Genomic DNA, 16,330 nt, shown 5'->3' on the forward strand with positions numbered 1-16,330 from the left:
TTAATGTCATAAATAATATGAATTTTTTAATATAATCCAATAATTTTCCACCATATGCAGCCTAAACCAAGCCATATAATAAAGTATACTATACCAAGAATAAAGTTTAAACTCCACCATTTATTTTGACTTACATAACCTGAACCGAAAAGAAGAGGAGCAGGTCCATTACTGTAATGTGTAGTTGAAGAAAATAAGTTTCCAAAGAAACCTAAAGTTAAAGCAGCAAGCATTGGAGGAACACCACCAGCTATAGCTACACCAAGAAATGCGGAGTACATTGCACTTACATGAGCGGTTGCACTTGCAAATATGTAATGTATATAAAAATAAGCTACGAGTAAAATAAACAATATTATTGGCCAACTGAAACCGTGGACACCATTTGCAACTAATTTACTAAACCATTTGATTAACCCTAGTTTATTTAGCTGATTTGCCATCATAACTAATACAGAAAACCATACAAGAGTATCCCAGGCGCCTTTTTCGCTTTTTACGTCATTCCAGTCAATTACTTTGAAAATCAGTAAAAGTGAAAGACCAATTAAAGCTGTAAGTGTAGCATTTACATGAGTAAAGCTTCCTGTTACCCATAAGAAAAGTATTATAATAAAGATTAAAATCATAAATTTTTCTTGCCTTTTTAATGGTCCCATTTTTGAAAGGGCATCTTTTGCAATTTTGGGTGCGTTGGGTGTATTTTTAACCTCTGGTGGATACAGCTTGTATATTATTAAAGGTATAAGAATAAGTGATACAATGCCAGGTACTAGTGCAGCTAAAAACCAGCCAAACCAGGTGATATTAACATTAAGTCCCTTTGCAAGCGTTTGAGCTAACGGATTTCCAGCCATTGCGGTTAAAAACATAGCAGCAGTTATAGCATCTCCATGAAATTCAGAAAATATAAGAAAAGCTCCTATTTTTCTTTCTGTTCCATCTTCGGGCTTTGAACCAAATGCTTCTGATAGTGACTTTATTATAGGGTAGATTATTCCACCAGCTCTTGCGGTATTACTTGGAGTAGCAGGAGCTATTACGAGATCACAAAATATAATTGAATAGCAAAGTCCTAATGTTTTTTTACCAAATAATTTTACAAATTGATAAGCGATTCTTGAACCAAGACCTGTTTTTATAAAACCTCTTGATATAAAGAAGGCAATAACTATAAGCCATATGCTGCTTTCACTAAAACCAGAAAGTGCAGTATCTATTTTTGTGGTATTTGTAAAACAAGATAATGTTAAGCCTATAATAGCCACAGCACCTATTGGAAAAGGTTTTAATATGCATCCAACTATTGTTGCAATAAAAATTGCTAGCATATGTAAGGCAATTGGTTTAATACCAGAAGGACAAGGCATAAACCATATTATAGCACCAATGGCAAAGACTATAAGTAGTTTAAAGTACACATTAGAGAATAGTGTACCCCTGCAATCGTTTTCCATACCTGAAACTTCCTTTCGTTTTTCTTTTCAAATTTATTATACTTCTATACTAGTCCAAGGAGAAATATAGTTTATTTATTAAGTCATAAATATTATTTATAACAGGAAGATAAATTCTTTATTGACTGATACCTTGGGGATTAGTTTATACTGTTAAATAAGGGAGGGAAGATAAGTATGAAGATAAGTGAAGTTATGAAAATTACGTCTTTAACCAAAAGGGCAATAAATTATTATGAAGAAAATGAATTGATTAGTCCTTCAATAAAACATAATAATTACAGGGATTATTCTAAAGAGGATATTGAAAAGTTAAAACAAATTTCTGTATTGAGGAGCTTTGACATATCAGTAAAGAAAATTAAAGAAATATTATTTGATTCTAGTGAAATTGAAAGGGTATTTAAGGAACACCTAAATAATATGAAACTTAAAATTGAAAATATGGAAAGGTGCGAAGAGATTCTTGAAACATGTATAAATGAGTTTAATTATGCAGATTCTAATATACAAAAAATAACTGAAAATATGATGATTCTAAAGAAAAGTTTTGACATGAGTGAAAGGGAAAAGAGGGGATATATGAAAAGAAAGTTACTGCATATTTTTCCTGGATTTTTTGGCAGATATATTTGTTTGAAGTTTTCAAATTATCTTGATGAACCCATTGATAGTAAAGAAAAGGAGAATGCATGGATACACCTTGTTAAAGTACTTGATAACAGTAATACATTGAGAGTTAAAAATGAGATAATAGAAGATGATGAAATTAATTGGAAATCATTTAAAAAAACAATTCAAGATAGGGATGAAGAATTTTATCAGATGACAGAAGAAGATATTAAGAGTTATGTGAAAAGTTTATATAATCTTGAATTCACTGAGACGGATTTGAAGTTTCTTGAAAAATTTATTAGTTGTATGGATTCTAAAGAAAGTATAAAATACACTAATGATTTGCTCCAATCTATAAGTGGAGATTTAAAGATACTCAGCTCAAAATACAAGAAATTTGAGGAAAATCGTTTAAAAGTTAATGACGAAATGAAAAAAGTATATTCAAATTTGATGAAGTTTGATTCTAATAAAGTTAAAAATAATATGGGGGTTATAATTTTGCCTCAAATGACTTTGGTTGCATATGAATATACAAAGTTTATACCCTTTGGGAAAACGACAAAATTGGTTGATAACTTTAGAAGTAGAATTAAGGAAATTAAAAATGTAATTAATCCTAATGATATCTATACGATTAATGGCATTGACAGTTTGCCAGAATATGAGAAACCTAAAACTAATAAATTTACTTTCTCATTTATAATAGGAGTACAAGTTTCTAAAGTGGAAGAAATTCCAAAGGACATGAAAGTATTTGCTATTCCACAGCATAAACATGCATGGTATATAAAACAGAGTAAAAATTTAAAGACATTTATAAAAGGGGAAATACCAATGATAAGTTTTATTTCTAAGTCTTATGAAATTGTAAAATTTCCTGTAATTACTATGTATAGGCGTGATTATAATAATGTTAGTGCAGAAACTATCGTTTTTAACTATATGCCAATAGCAGAAAAAAATTAAGAATCAAGGAGGATTTTCCGCCATTCTTAATTTTCAATTTTTATTGTTCATCTTCAGTGTTTTTGAATTGATTGAAGTACATGTGATAATACTTGCCTTTTTTTGCTAGAAGGTCAGCGTGATTTCCCATTTCAATGATTTTTCCGTCATCTATAACCATTATTTTGTGGGCATCTTTTATAGTGCTTAATCTATGGGCTATGATAAAACTTGTTCGCCCAGCCATTAATTTAATCATGGCTTCCTGTATTTTTAATTCTGTTCTAGTATCAACGCTACTTGTAGCTTCGTCCAGTATGAGTATAGATGGATTCGTTAAGATTGCTCTTGCAATGGCTAAAAGTTGTCTTTGACCTTGACTTAAATTTGAGCCGTTTTCGGAAAGTACAGTATTATAACCGTCTGGAAGCCTTTTTATAAATTCATGAGCGTTTGCCATTTTTGCTGCAATTGTTACCTTCTCATCAGGAGCATTCAAATTACCATACTTTATATTTTCTTTTATTGTTCCTGTAAAAAGATATGTATCTTGAAGTACTATACCAAAGCATTTTTTAAGGCTATCGCGGGTATAATTTCTTATATCAATTCCATCTATGAGAATTTCGCCATTGGTTACATCATAAAATCTTGTGAGTAAGTTTACTATGGTGGTTTTTCCGGCACCTGTAGGTCCAACAAGTGCTATAGTTTCACCTTTTTTTGCTTCAAAGTTAATAGCTTTAAGTATGTTTACATCTTTTCTATATCCAAAATAAACATTGTGAAATTCAACATTACCTTGTACTTTGTCAATTTTCGCAGCATCTGGTTTATCTTTTACTTCTTCATTTTGATCCAATATTTCAAATACTCTTTCAGCGCCAGCTACAGCCGATTGAAAGGTATTAAATACGTTGGCTAAATTATTGAGAGGTCTTACAAATTGCCTTGAATAGCTTAAAAAGCTTGCAATAATACCTACAGTAATCATATTTTCTACAGCTAAGATGCCTCCAACACCGGCAACTGCAGCAAAGCCTATGTTGTTTATTACGTTCATAAGTGGCATTAAAAAGCCAGAAAATATTTGAGCTTTTAATCCAACAGAGCATAATCTATCATTTATATTATCAAATTCTTTAATAGTCTTTTCTTCATGGTTAAATGCTTTTACAATATGTATACCTGATATATTTTCTTCTATATGTCCATTAAGCTTTCCAAGTTCTGCTTGCTGCTCTTTAAAAAGTTTTCCTGTTTTTTTGGCAATATTCTTTGTAAGTATAAAAACTAGGGGTACAGTTATTAAACTTGCAGCTGTAAGTATTGGGCTTAATATTATCATCATAATTAAGGAACCAATTAAAGTTATAACTCCAGACATAAGCTGAATTGAAGATTGAGATATAGTGGTACTTACGTTGTCTATATCATTTGATAATCTACTCATAATGTCGCCGTTGGAATTTGTATCAAAGAACATTACAGGAAGTTTTTGAAGTTTTAAAAATAAATTGTTTCTCATATTTTTTACAATTCTTTGACTTGAGGTTGATACTAAAAAGCCTTGAATTAAGGTTAAAATTGCATCAATAATATATGATGTAAGTAAAGCTAGTATCATTAAAGTCAAAAGATTGAAATTTACTTTTCCACTTTTTAGGGACATGGCATCAACAGCACGGCCTATAAAATAGGGAACTATAAGAGTTACTCCTGCATCTATTACAACTAATATAAACACTATAATAAGGTTTTTTCTTTCATATCCAAAGTAATTCCACAATCTTTTTAAGGTATTTTTAAAGTTCTTAGGCTTTTCTACAGGACCCATATGACGCCGTTTTCCGCCATTAAAACCTGGAATGGGTACATTTACATTAGTGGAATGTTGCGCTTCAGTCATTTACATCATCTCCTTTCCAATTTGAGAGAGGAAAATGTCTTTGTATATGCTGCAATTTTTTAGAAGTTCTTCATGTTTTCCTATGCCTTTAATTTCCCCGTCATCTAAAACTATGATTTTATCTGCATCCATTACAGAAGTTATTCTTTGCGCTATTAAAATACAAGTTAAATCCTCTTCATATTTTTTTAAGTTTTCTCTTATTTTAACTTCTGTATCAGTATCTACTGCACTTGTAGAATCATCGAGAATAAGAAATTCTGATTTTCTGAGTAATGCTCTTGCAATGGATATACGTTGTTTTTGGCCGCCAGAAAGATTGACACCACCTTGACCAATTTTAACATCATAGCCTTCTGGAAGTTTTTCTATAAAATTATGTGCTGCAGCTACTTTTGAAGCTTCTATAACTTCATTAGAGCTAGCGTTGTCATTGCCCCATTTCAGGTTATCCAGTATGGTACCTGAAAATAATAGTGCTTTTTGTGGTACTAAGGCAACTTTGTTTCTCAAGTATTTAAAATTTAGATTTCTTATATCTATTCCATTAATTTTTATTTTACCTTTTGTACAGTCATAGAATCTTGGAATTAAATTTACAAGGGTACTTTTTCCTGAACCAGTTGAACCTATTATTCCTAGAGTTTCACCTTTGTTTAAATTAAAAGATATATCCTTTAAAACAGGTTCTTTTTCCTTATTGTAAGAAAAAAATACGTGCTCAAAACAAATTGTTCCTTTTTCTAAAGATGTATTGCTAATTTCTTTTCCATCTATCATTGAATTTTTTTCTGAAAACACTTCTCCTATACGGTCACTTGATGCTTTAGCGCGTACAAGCATAGTGAATACATTTGTAACCATCATTAGAGAAAATAAAATTTGAGTCATATAGTTTGTAAAAGCTATTATTTCTCCAACATGCATACTTCTGTTATTTACTTTTATACCGCCTATCCATAAAACTAATACTATTCCTAAATTCACAACAAGTGCAATAGCAGGAGTGAATACTGATGTTACTTTCATGGCTGTGGTTGAGCTCACTGTAAATTCTTCATTCTTTAACCGGAATTTTTCTACTTCGTAATCGAACCTATTGAAAGCTTTTACAACCCTTACACCAGATAAATATTCACGCATAGCTGAATTTATGCTGTCAAGAGTTTTTTGCACTTTGGTAAAGTACGGATATGCAAATTTCATGTTTATGTAAATTAATCCACCAACAATAGGTACAATAACAAATAGAATTATTGAGAGTTTAAAATTAAGTTTTGCAGCCATTATTATACTACCAAGGCCTACAAGTGGTGCTTTAAAAAATATTCTCATGAGCCCATTTACAAAATTCTGAACCTGGGTTATATCGTTTGTAAGCCTAGTTACTAGAGAAGAAGTTTGAAATTTATCTATGTTTTCAAAGGAAAGACTCTGAATCTTCTTAAATAAGTCACTCCTAAGTTCTGTACCAAATTTTTGAGAAACATTGCTTGAGATTATATTTCGAATGGAAGCTGCAGCGGCACCTATAGCTGTAATGAGAAGCATAATTCCTCCCATAGTTAAAACGTAGTTGATATTTTTATTTGTAACACCATTATCTACAATTTGAGACATTATTGTAGGCTGCATTAAATCGCATAATGCTTCTAAGGATACAAATAAAATTGCCGTAATAAATCCTTTCCAGTATTTTTTTATATATACTTTTAAATAAGACACAAGTTTGCACACCTCTTTCCTTAGCAAACGTGAACAATTAATCAATGTACATTTTGCCGAACAAATTTTATAAATAATATTATATCATGGTAGCTTGTATTTGTTATAGCTTGGATTACTGATTTTATATAATGTTTATAAATGAGGAATTTAGTACCTATTATGGATTTGACCTTAATTAAAGAAAAATATATACTATAGTAGTATTTTTTTAAACCTTGCAAAAATGTTAAAATAAATTACAGTACAAAGGAGAAATTTTTTATGTATTCATGGATTTGGATGGTAATATTATCTGGAATTTTATTGGGATTTTGGGATATAACTAAGAAAAAAGCATTTGAGAAAAATTCAGTGCTAACGGTGCTTGCTTTCTATTCTCTTTGTTCCTTTATTTTAGTGTCTTTTGAATTTAATAATGCCTCAAAAATAAGTACAAGTAGTATTTTAATATTATTATTTAAAACTTTTGTGGTATTTATAGCATGGCTGCTTAGTTTTACAGCTATTAAGCATCTTCCTATAAGTGTCATAACTCCATTCGACACACTAAACCCGATGTTTTCTGTGATTTTTGGTATACTCATATTAAATGAAAGACTATATTTATTTCAATATGTAGGAATAGCTATTATGCTTGTATCTTATTATTTCATTGGTAGGGTAGGTTCAAATGAAGTAGTAAATATATTTAAGAATAAATACTTTTATTTTATGATATGTGCAGCGATTTTGAATGCTATAAGTGCAACTATTGATAAAATAGCTCTTAAGTCTATTAACCCTGGGCAAATGCAGTTTTGGTTCTGCTTCTTTATGTTTTTATTTAATATGTCAGCAATGTTATACTGTAGAATAACTTCAAGAGATAAAAGCCCATTTAAACTCGATTTTTATATACCACTTATGAGTGTAATACTTATTACGGCCGACAGAATATATTTTATGGCATTAAATATTCCATCAAGTGAAATTTCAATAGTTATGCCTCTTAGAAAAATATCTATTTTAGTATCAGCAATAGTTGGAGGTATCATATTTAAGGAAAAAAATATAAAAAGAAAGTTTGGATATATTTGTCTTCTAATTCTGGGAATTGCATTTTTATTTTTACAAAAGTAGGGCATAATGCAGTGGTAGCAATAATATTTGCAATAGTGCACAAGATTTAGTAAATATTTTACTTAAGCAATCGCAAAATTATATTTTATAAACTTAGTAGATATTAGTTATTGTAGTGATTTAAAAACCTATATGCTAAGAGCTCTGCTTTTTTTGATGATGGCTTAAAATAATTAGATGAAAATGGATCACTAAAGCCGTGTTTGCCATTTAATATGTGAACATCGACATTTAAGGCTTTTAAGGTTTTGGCTAATTCAGTTGGACTAAAAGAAGGTTCATCATCAGCAAAAATCAATAGAACCGGGCAATTAGGAGTGATTTTTACATAGTATCTAATTCGTGAACCGTAGTAAGCTATGATTCCGCTAATTTCGTAATAATCACTACATAACCATGCAATTGTTGCTCCTATGCTAAAGCCCAATATAAATATATGCTTATATTGCGTTTTAACCTTATCTATTAATTTCTTTACTTTTTTTGCAGCTAAATCAAATCCAATTTCATTAATAAAATGATCATAAGCTTCATTTTGCAAATCATAACTAAAAGGATTTTCTACTTCAATTAAGTTTGGACAAATAATATCATAGTTAAGCTTAGAAAATTTCATGCAAATCTCATCTATATATTTATTAATCCCATATATCTCATGTAGTACTATAATTACTGAGTCAGAATTATTTATGATTTTCATATGATTGAATCTCCTTATATAAATTTCTTAATATTGTATTACAAATAAAAGTATTAGTAAAGGTGTGATACATGAAAAAATGAATCTTAATTATTAATTCAACAGCCCTTAAGTTTCTTTGCCACATATAGTTTACATGATTGTTACGTTCAGGTGGTAGATAGTTTTTAATTTAATAAGTATACTTAATTTGAGGTGATGAAAATGCAGTTTAATGAAAGATTACAGAAGCTTCGTAAGGATAGAGGATTATCTCAGGAGAAGTTAAGTGAAATTCTAGGTGTTTCAAGGCAGGCAGTGGCAAAATGGGAAAGTGCAAAGTCTTATCCTGAAATTGATAAATTAATTTTACTAAGTGAATTATTTAAGGTTACTATAGATAAATTAATTAAGGATTGTGATAGTAATTGTTGCACAAATGAAGAAAAATTTATTGATTACAGTTTTGAGAATATAGTGAATTTTTTATGTAGAGCTAAAAAGGTTACATATGCAGGAAGTGGAGAAGAAGAACAACCATCTTCAAGACCTAGTTCTCATGATTTGCATTATGAAGAGGAAAATTTAAAGTATATTGATACATATTTAGGAGGAGAAAAGTTCTTAGGAGAGGAAGCTTTATGGCAGGATAATACTCCAATTTGGTCAATGAATTATATGGGAAGAGTTATTGATGAAAATTTTTCTGGAAAATTCCTTAAAGAAGCACTGCTTTTAGTTTCAAAAGATTATCCATACAGGGGACCAATGATATATAAAAATGGAGACTATATTTATCATTGTAGCGTTAATGGAGAGTTTAATTGGTTTAATGGAAATGAGGAAATTTATTGTAATAATAAAAAAGTTTATGAATGTGTATTTCATGGAGGAAGAGTTAAATAGATAGTTAAAAATATATTTATTTTTAAGATGAGGAATCATGTTGAATAGATAACATACAAATATGGAATAATATAGATATAGGAAAACAGTATAAGATATTTATATCGCCTCCAGGGAGTTTTCTTGAGCCAAAGGAAAGTCATGGACAATTTTGACAGCAGGGAGGTGGTATCTTTTGAGTGATAAAGTAATTTTTACAGCGATAATTTGTATAACGATTTTAGCAATGACTTCAATTGTCTTTATTGCTACTTATATGAAAGACAGTTTAACTTTTAAAAATAAAATGAAAATTAAGGATATTGCAAAGACTGAAATAGAAGTCACGGCAAAAAATAGAAAATCAAAAAAATAAAAGCGCACTCATTCCACTAAGTGCGTTTTAAAAAATATCGTATACTTAAACAATTAAGCCCAATGGCTTTCTTTATTAATTATTATAACACAATTATCAATATAATAAACATATGAATTTTGCTTATCTTAAATTTATAATCTAAAAATAGTCGAAGTAGAACGGAGAAAAAGTTACAATCATTCTTAATTTTTAATTCTTAATTTCTTTAAAGTAATATGCATAATCCAAAGTAAAGCTATACCAAACATAATATCGTAAGATAAATTGAGTAAAAAAAGATGTTTTGAGAAGTCACCATGGCCGGCGCCTATAACAGGAAGAATAAATTGAGAAGAACCTGTTATGAGTATGAAAATAAGCATTAAATTTAAAAGTTTTATAGAAACATCTTTACTTTTTATTAAATATATTGTTGATATTATAAAGTATATTAAGGAGAAAATGATAAAACCATACACATTATGATGTACAGCAGGAAATTTTTTTATTAAAAAGCTTCTAAAAGTATTAACCTTTTTATTTGGAGAATACTCACCCTTAACAAAGTTGCATGTATAAGGTTTGTCTAATTCATAGTTTGAATTTGCAGCATCAACAATTTTTTGCCACATTCTAGACGGATGCTTTAAATAGAAAAATAATATTTTCCAATTAGATATATGAGGATAAAAATTTTTAAGCATGTCCGATCCAAGAGGATCAAGTCCCTTATCTGTATTATAAAAGGAATGTCCTATGAATACTTTAAACTTTTTATTGAGTCCTAATTCATTTAGGTCTTTTTCTGGTGTTTTAGAACCACGTAGAACTCCAGAAAAAACTGATTGATATATGTTATTTTCATTAATGGTTTCTGTTAGTGAAATAAGGGAAACAGAGCACATTAAAGTTACTATTATTGATCCTATAATTATAGTTCTTCTAAAACTTAAGTTCTTATATGAAATAAATAGAGCAATATATATTATTAGCATAAATGGCATCATAGGTATATTTTGTGACTTTGCAGTCAAAAAACATCCAGAAGCAATGAAAAAGTATATAAAATCTCTTTTCTTAACATCTTCTTTTTCAATTAAATGTAAATATGTTCCTATGGTTAACAAGAAGAATACAAAAGTGCCAGGTTCACCGAAAAAGGAGTTAAAATACTCAACATAACATGTACTTGTGAAAAATAAAAGTATATATATTGCAGCAGATATTTTTAAAGGCTTAGAAAATTTCTTATAATTAATTATTAGGAATGTTCCAATTAAAAATATGATGCTGTACATAAAAGCTAAATACCTTATATCAAATAATTTTGCTGCAAAACTGCGTGTGATTAAAAAAATAATCGTTGATATTTTTAGGACTAAAGAGCATGAAACCCAATCCGCGTCAAATATTAAAAATATGTGATTAGGTGATATTGAATACTTTAGATGTAAGAAACCATCATAAATTTTATCATAGTTACTAGATAAATTATTTATTCCACCATATAACATGAGCCTACCAAAATCACCATTATCATGCTTTCCGATAACAGGATTTATAAAAAGTGTATTTAATAATATTATTCCGGCCGCAAGTATAAATAATAATTCGATGAAATAATTTTTCCTAATATAATTAAGTTTATTCGTTAAAAGCCTCATTAATACAGTCCTTTCTTTTAAATAAAAATTTTGACAGCTCCATAATATATTTTATGCCATAAAAGTTATGAGAATTATTACAAATTATTAAAATTGTGTTAAGTTTAAATTTGTATGTAAAGTGCATATGTGGAAACTGGCATATAAATGTAGCAAATTAGATAAGTTTTAAAACTTAAATATGCACTAAAATATATTTGTATTGGGAAGGATATGTATAAAAAATGTAAGTGAAAATTTTATCAGTGTAAACTATCGAGAATTTATGCGTTGCATATAAGTAAGGAGGGAAAATTTATGAAAATAGGTGTGGCAACGGGGATGACTGAATTGGATGAAAAGGTAAGCAAAATGCTAGAAAATACTAAAGATATGAAAGTAGTTGTAGTAAACTATAGAGAATTTTTTTTAAAGGAGAATTTCGATGTAGTAGTTTTATCGCGCAGGCTTACGGGTGAAATGGACATAAATGATGTGCTTTTTTTAGTAAAATCGAAGAATACAAGAATAGTTTACCTTACAAATGAGGATGATACAGCTGGAGTTAAGAGATGTTTTAATTATTCTATAAATGATATACTGTTTGATCCTGTAAAGCCAGAGGATGTCATTAAATTAATATTAAAACCAAATTCATTTTCTGATATATCCAGTATTTATTTAAAGTATAGCAATCTAGAAAATGATGAAAAAGCATCTCAATTAAAAAAGCAGAAAGTAATTGAAAAAAAGGTTAAAGTTCCAGTAAAAGAAATAATATACAAAACTAAAATATTAAGGAAGAATGTAATTGCTGTATATTCGGTAGAAGATTCACTACTTACAGCAGATTTTATAACTCAAATAGGAGTCATTTTATCTAAAAAGAGCAATCAGAAAATATTAATTTTAGATTTCAATACTTTATTTCCAACTGTAGATGATTTCTTTGGGATTAAAAAGGAAATAAGCATACAAAGTAAGTATGATATAAAAAATAGTACAAGCATTGAGCTAATGTATAATGCTATAGAAAGAAAAATATTTAATGAAGATAATTTTACTAAATTTGTAAATAAACATAATAAATACAAGAATATAGATATAGCAACAGGGCTATATGACCTAATGCTTTTTGAAAAAATGCCGCCTGAGTATTTTGAGAACATAATAAATATTGCTTCACAAATTTATGACACCGTACTAATAAACACAAACCCCGATATAAGTCTTGGAAGCACTTTTGTGCCTATAAAGCTTTCTACCAAAATTATTTGTATTGTAAGACCTAATTATACCAGTATACGAAATATGCTTTTTGTAATTGATAATTTAAAAAAGGCAGTAAGTTTAAGCAAATTTAATATTGTTATTTCTGAGCTTTCTAATAATAGTTTAGATATAGAGACCATTGAAAAACTTTTTGAAAAATACAAAATCATAGGGTATTTACCTCACGATTCTAGAAAGGAGGAGGCATTAAATAACCAAAAACCTTTTATAGATACTTTAGGTTTAAAAAGCCAATGTATTAAACCATATATGGAAGTGCTAAAAAACTTAGGATATATACCTAAAGCTTCTATTTTAGATAGGTTTTTTATTGGAAAGAAAGGTGTGATTTAATGAACAGAGTCAATTTAGTAGAAGAGCTTAATTACAAAAGTGAAGCTTTAATAAAAAATACTAAAGATGAAGGTCAAGATGGACTTATAGTTTTAGTTGACAATATAGTAAAAGAATTTACAGAGAAAAGGCCATATCTCATAAACGATACCGAGAATGGTAAAATTCCAGAACAATCGCTTAAAAGTGAAATCATGAATTATGTAGATGAAAATGGTATAAAAATTAATGAAACAAATAGAAATAAGCTCATAAAAGGTGTGAAGGATTATCTTTTTGGATATTACATTCTCCAGGATTTAATAGATGATGATGAAATCTCTGATATAAGGGTGCTTTCATATGATAATGTACAGGTAAAAATACGTGGAAAGAGATTTCCGTCAAAGGTGAAATTCCCATCTAAAGAGTCTTTTGATATATTTTTTAACTATATTGTTATAAAACTTGAAGGAACTCTTGATAAGAAGAATGCTATACAGGTCTTATCAGATAGTACAGATAAGTTTTATTTAAGGATAAGTTTAAGTTCATCCTTTGTAAATTCTGTTGATAATTCATATATATCTATAAGAAAAATACCTAAGAATAAACTTCAATTGGAAGAACTAATGATTAAAAAAAATATGTTTGATAGAAAAATATATGATTATCTTATGGAACGTGTTAAAGCAGGTGTTAATATACTTTTATGTGGTAAAGGAGGCAGCGGAAAAACTACAATTATAAATGCTCTTTTAGAAAAGGTGCCTTATGATAAAGCTGTACTTATTATTCAAGAGTCTGAAGAACTTCACTCAAGGCATCCTAATATGATGTTTCAAAAGAAGAGAGCTAAAGTTGGGGAAAATGATGCTGAATATTCTCTTGGCGATTTAACAAGATTTGCCATGACAGAGGACCTTGACATGATCGTTATAGGAGAAATTAAAGGGCAGGAAGCTCTAAGTCTTTTTAAGGTTATAGGTACAGGACATGATGGCTGGAGCTCTGTTCATGCCAATAGTGCAGAGGAAGCTGTAAACAAGCTTGTGGATTACATGCAGGAGGGAAATGCTAAACTAAGTAGATTGTCACTTCTAAAACTTTTAGCAGCTATTGATATAATAATATTTATGAAAGATTTTAGAGTTATGGAAGTAACAGAAGTGGCCGGATTTAATGAAGAGGAGGGTGAACTTATTTTTAATCCCATTTTTTATTTCAATAAAGGGGATTTTATAAAAAGAAATGATAGCTGTATTAAGGTAAAAAGAAAAATTGAATATGCAAACTTCATGAATGCTGGAGGTGTATAGTTTGAAAAATTTAGTTGCTATTTTAAATTTAGTTTTAGTTTTTTTTGCTATTCTTACAGCGTATTTTTTAGCATCCCAATTATTTAAAGGCAGTAGAGGAAAAATAGAAGAAATACTTTGTTACTTTGATGACAAATACCGGAAAAGATTTTTTAATAGAAGACTTAACAGCATATATAAAGAAAAGACTAAAAGCAAAGTTTTGGACAAATTAGATGAGATTATGTATTTATCAGGGATAAGGAACCATTTTAAATGCATGACTTCTGAAATATTTGTCTTTTTTATTTTGATTGTATCTTTAATTCTTTCCTTTGTAGTTTTCAAAATCTATAAGAGTTTTATATTTTCGTTAATAGCTTTTTTTTCTGTACAAATTATTTCTTATGCTGTTTTAAAGGAAATGATGAGAATTAATTTTGACAGAATAGATAACAGTATTATGTTCTTTATAAGTTCTTTAAAAAATAACGCCGCCATAAAAAACAATATTATTTTTATGATGGAAGAAAGTACATCAAGGCTTAAAGAACCACTTAAAACATATAACATGGATTTTATAAGGGATGTTAAAATGGGTATTCCAATGAAGAAAGCTTTTGATAACTATATAAATAAGATTGAAAATATAAGACTTAAAAATATATTAAAAAATTTGTATATATGTTCTTTAAATAATGCCAATTATTCTAAACTTCTCGATAAAACTAGAATAGTTATAAAAAATTATTACGAAGGTAAAGAGAAACGTAGAAGGAAGGTAATAGGTGCTCAAATAAGTATTGCTGTTATTATTTTTGTGGCGGGTATCATATTGAATGCGCTATCTGGAATTACAAATAATTTTTATGCACTTTTGATGAAAACAACTGTGGGACAAATTATAGTTGCGTATATGGTTTGTGTATTAGTATTTGCAGCGTATGAGTGCATAACTCTTAAAAAATTTAATTACTGAAGGAGGGAAGAAGGGTGGTGATAATTTTTATATTAAGGGGAATTTTAATATTGTGTATATTAATAATTTCTTATATTGTTAGATACATTGTTAAGTTTAAATTAAATAAAAAGTACAGAAGGGTAAAGAAAGATAGTTCTTATGGTAGCGATAAAAAAATTCATTTTATAAAAAAACTTTTTGATGAAAAACGTATAGAAAAGAAGCTCATGAGATGTGGTAATCCCCTTAAACTAAATGTTTCAAGCTATGTATTTATAAAAGTTTCTATTGCAGTAATAATGTTAATAGCATTACTACTGCAAATTGGAGTATCCATAAAGAATTCTGTCTTTAGTGGCGCAATTTCTATATTGGGCTTTTTTTTAGTGGATATTATAAATTATATAAGTAATGAAGATGATAAGAATAAAATAAGGATGGATTTAGCAGATGTATATGATTTAGTAACACTTCAGACAGTTGCAGGAGTAAGTATAGGACATGCACTTCTTGAAGCTTATACAGTTTGTAAAAATGGTAGATTTAAAAAAAGTCTCATAAGATTGGCGGCTAGAATAAATCTATCTAAAAATATAGAAAAGGCACTGGATGACTTTAATGATGAATATGATATGCCTGAAATAGATTCCTTTGTCGCACTTATTAAGGAAAGTGTATCAAGTGGTGTGTCTGAAGATGCTCTTGATGATCAAAGCACCTCATTAAAGGCTGTTAATTCAATTTATACAGCAAGTCAAACAGAAAAAATTGATATGTATGTGCTCGCTATTTCTATGATGCTTTTAGGAGGCATAGTTATACTCGTTTATTATGTTATAGGAAGTAATATGATGCAGAGTGTACACGGGATATTTAATTAATAATTAAAAAAGATAGGAGAGATATTATGAATCAAATAATTTTAAATTCTTTAAAGAAAATTTCAAGAAACAAAAAAGGAGAGGTTAATACTGTTGCGGTTCTAGTTATAATAGCAGTTTTTTTAGTAATAACTTATCCAGTGTATAAAAATCTTATAAATGGCTTTATGACAAGTGTACAAACTTGGTTTAATAATACTATTAAAACTATATTTGTTTAGTGAAAGTATTTTGAGTCATGCTT

Annotated in this window: 14 protein-coding genes; 9 read left to right on the forward strand and 5 right to left on the reverse strand. The window is 28.9% G+C overall.

From position 1 onward, the window contains the following. Window positions 1-26: 26 nt before the first annotated feature. Window positions 27-1,457: an anion permease gene (locus tag BEE63_RS19210; protein ID WP_066022919.1), complete on the reverse strand. Its 1,431-nt coding sequence runs from the start codon at window positions 1,455-1,457 to the stop codon at window positions 27-29. A gap of 177 nt (window positions 1,458-1,634) precedes the next feature. Here BEE63_RS19210 and BEE63_RS19215 point away from each other — a divergent pair, with 177 nt between their 5' ends. Beyond that, on the forward strand, window positions 1,635-3,041 hold the full coding sequence (locus tag BEE63_RS19215; RefSeq protein ID WP_066022920.1) for a MerR family transcriptional regulator: 1,407 nt from the start codon (window positions 1,635-1,637) through the stop codon (window positions 3,039-3,041). Window positions 3,042-3,081: 40 nt separating this feature from the next. Here BEE63_RS19215 and BEE63_RS19220 read toward each other — a convergent pair whose 3' ends face one another. Together BEE63_RS19220 and BEE63_RS19225 are read right to left on the reverse strand one after the other, a co-directional pair. Further along, the gene (locus BEE63_RS19220) at window positions 3,082-4,929 is read right to left on the reverse strand and encodes an ABC transporter ATP-binding protein (protein WP_066022921.1); all 1,848 of its coding nucleotides are present in this window, start codon (window positions 4,927-4,929) and stop codon (window positions 3,082-3,084) included. Continuing rightward, window positions 4,930-6,654 carry an ABC transporter ATP-binding protein gene (locus BEE63_RS19225; RefSeq protein ID WP_066022922.1) on the reverse strand — a complete coding sequence of 575 codons (1,725 nt, stop codon included), beginning with the start codon at window positions 6,652-6,654 and terminating at the stop codon, window positions 4,930-4,932. Between the two features lie 264 nt (window positions 6,655-6,918). Between BEE63_RS19225 and BEE63_RS19230 the strand changes: the two genes are divergently transcribed. Continuing rightward, window positions 6,919-7,776 carry a DMT family transporter gene (locus BEE63_RS19230; RefSeq protein ID WP_066022923.1) on the forward strand — a complete coding sequence of 286 codons (858 nt, stop codon included), beginning with the start codon at window positions 6,919-6,921 and terminating at the stop codon, window positions 7,774-7,776. A gap of 103 nt (window positions 7,777-7,879) precedes the next feature. Here BEE63_RS19230 and BEE63_RS19235 read toward each other — a convergent pair whose 3' ends face one another. Next, window positions 7,880-8,476, reverse strand: a complete 597-nt coding sequence (locus BEE63_RS19235; RefSeq protein WP_066022924.1) for a dienelactone hydrolase family protein — start codon at window positions 8,474-8,476, stop codon at window positions 7,880-7,882. 204 nt (window positions 8,477-8,680) lie between these two features. On the opposite strand from BEE63_RS19235, the gene BEE63_RS19240 reads away from it, so the two are divergent. Beyond that, entirely contained in the window at window positions 8,681-9,361 is a 681-nt protein-coding gene (locus tag BEE63_RS19240) for a DUF5680 domain-containing protein (protein WP_066022925.1), read from the forward strand. Between the two features lie 175 nt (window positions 9,362-9,536). Next, on the forward strand, window positions 9,537-9,716 hold the full coding sequence (locus tag BEE63_RS22195) for a hypothetical protein (RefSeq protein ID WP_242874874.1): 180 nt from the start codon (window positions 9,537-9,539) through the stop codon (window positions 9,714-9,716). Between the two features lie 185 nt (window positions 9,717-9,901). On the opposite strand, the gene BEE63_RS19250 is transcribed toward BEE63_RS22195, so the two are convergent. After that, window positions 9,902-11,362 (reverse strand): hypothetical protein, encoded by a 1,461-nt coding sequence (locus tag BEE63_RS19250; RefSeq protein WP_066022926.1) that lies wholly within the window; start codon window positions 11,360-11,362, stop codon window positions 9,902-9,904. Between the two features lie 297 nt (window positions 11,363-11,659). On the opposite strand from BEE63_RS19250, the gene BEE63_RS19255 reads away from it, so the two are divergent. From BEE63_RS19255 to BEE63_RS19275, 5 genes are read left to right on the forward strand one after another with little or no spacing between them, the layout of a single operon-like run. Further along, the gene (locus BEE63_RS19255) at window positions 11,660-12,967 is read left to right on the forward strand and encodes a MinD/ParA family ATP-binding protein (protein ID WP_066022927.1); all 1,308 of its coding nucleotides are present in this window, start codon (window positions 11,660-11,662) and stop codon (window positions 12,965-12,967) included. After that, window positions 12,967-14,265, forward strand: a complete 1,299-nt coding sequence (locus tag BEE63_RS19260; RefSeq protein WP_066022928.1) for a CpaF family protein — start codon at window positions 12,967-12,969, stop codon at window positions 14,263-14,265. The genes BEE63_RS19255 and BEE63_RS19260 overlap by 1 nt, the downstream gene beginning before the upstream one ends. A gap of 1 nt (window position 14,266) precedes the next feature. Beyond that, entirely contained in the window at window positions 14,267-15,223 is a 957-nt protein-coding gene (locus tag BEE63_RS19265; RefSeq protein WP_242874875.1) for a hypothetical protein, read from the forward strand. 14 nt (window positions 15,224-15,237) lie between these two features. Then, window positions 15,238-16,086, forward strand: coding sequence for a type II secretion system F family protein (locus BEE63_RS19270; protein WP_242874876.1), 849 nt, complete (start codon window positions 15,238-15,240; stop codon window positions 16,084-16,086). A 26-nt stretch (window positions 16,087-16,112) separates the two neighbouring features. Continuing rightward, window positions 16,113-16,307 (forward strand): hypothetical protein, encoded by a 195-nt coding sequence (locus tag BEE63_RS19275; RefSeq protein ID WP_066022930.1) that lies wholly within the window; start codon window positions 16,113-16,115, stop codon window positions 16,305-16,307. Window positions 16,308-16,330 lie beyond the last annotated feature (23 nt).

It is taken from the genome of Clostridium pasteurianum, from assembly GCF_001705235.1.
Classification (GTDB): domain Bacteria; phylum Bacillota; class Clostridia; order Clostridiales; family Clostridiaceae; genus Clostridium_S; species Clostridium_S pasteurianum_A.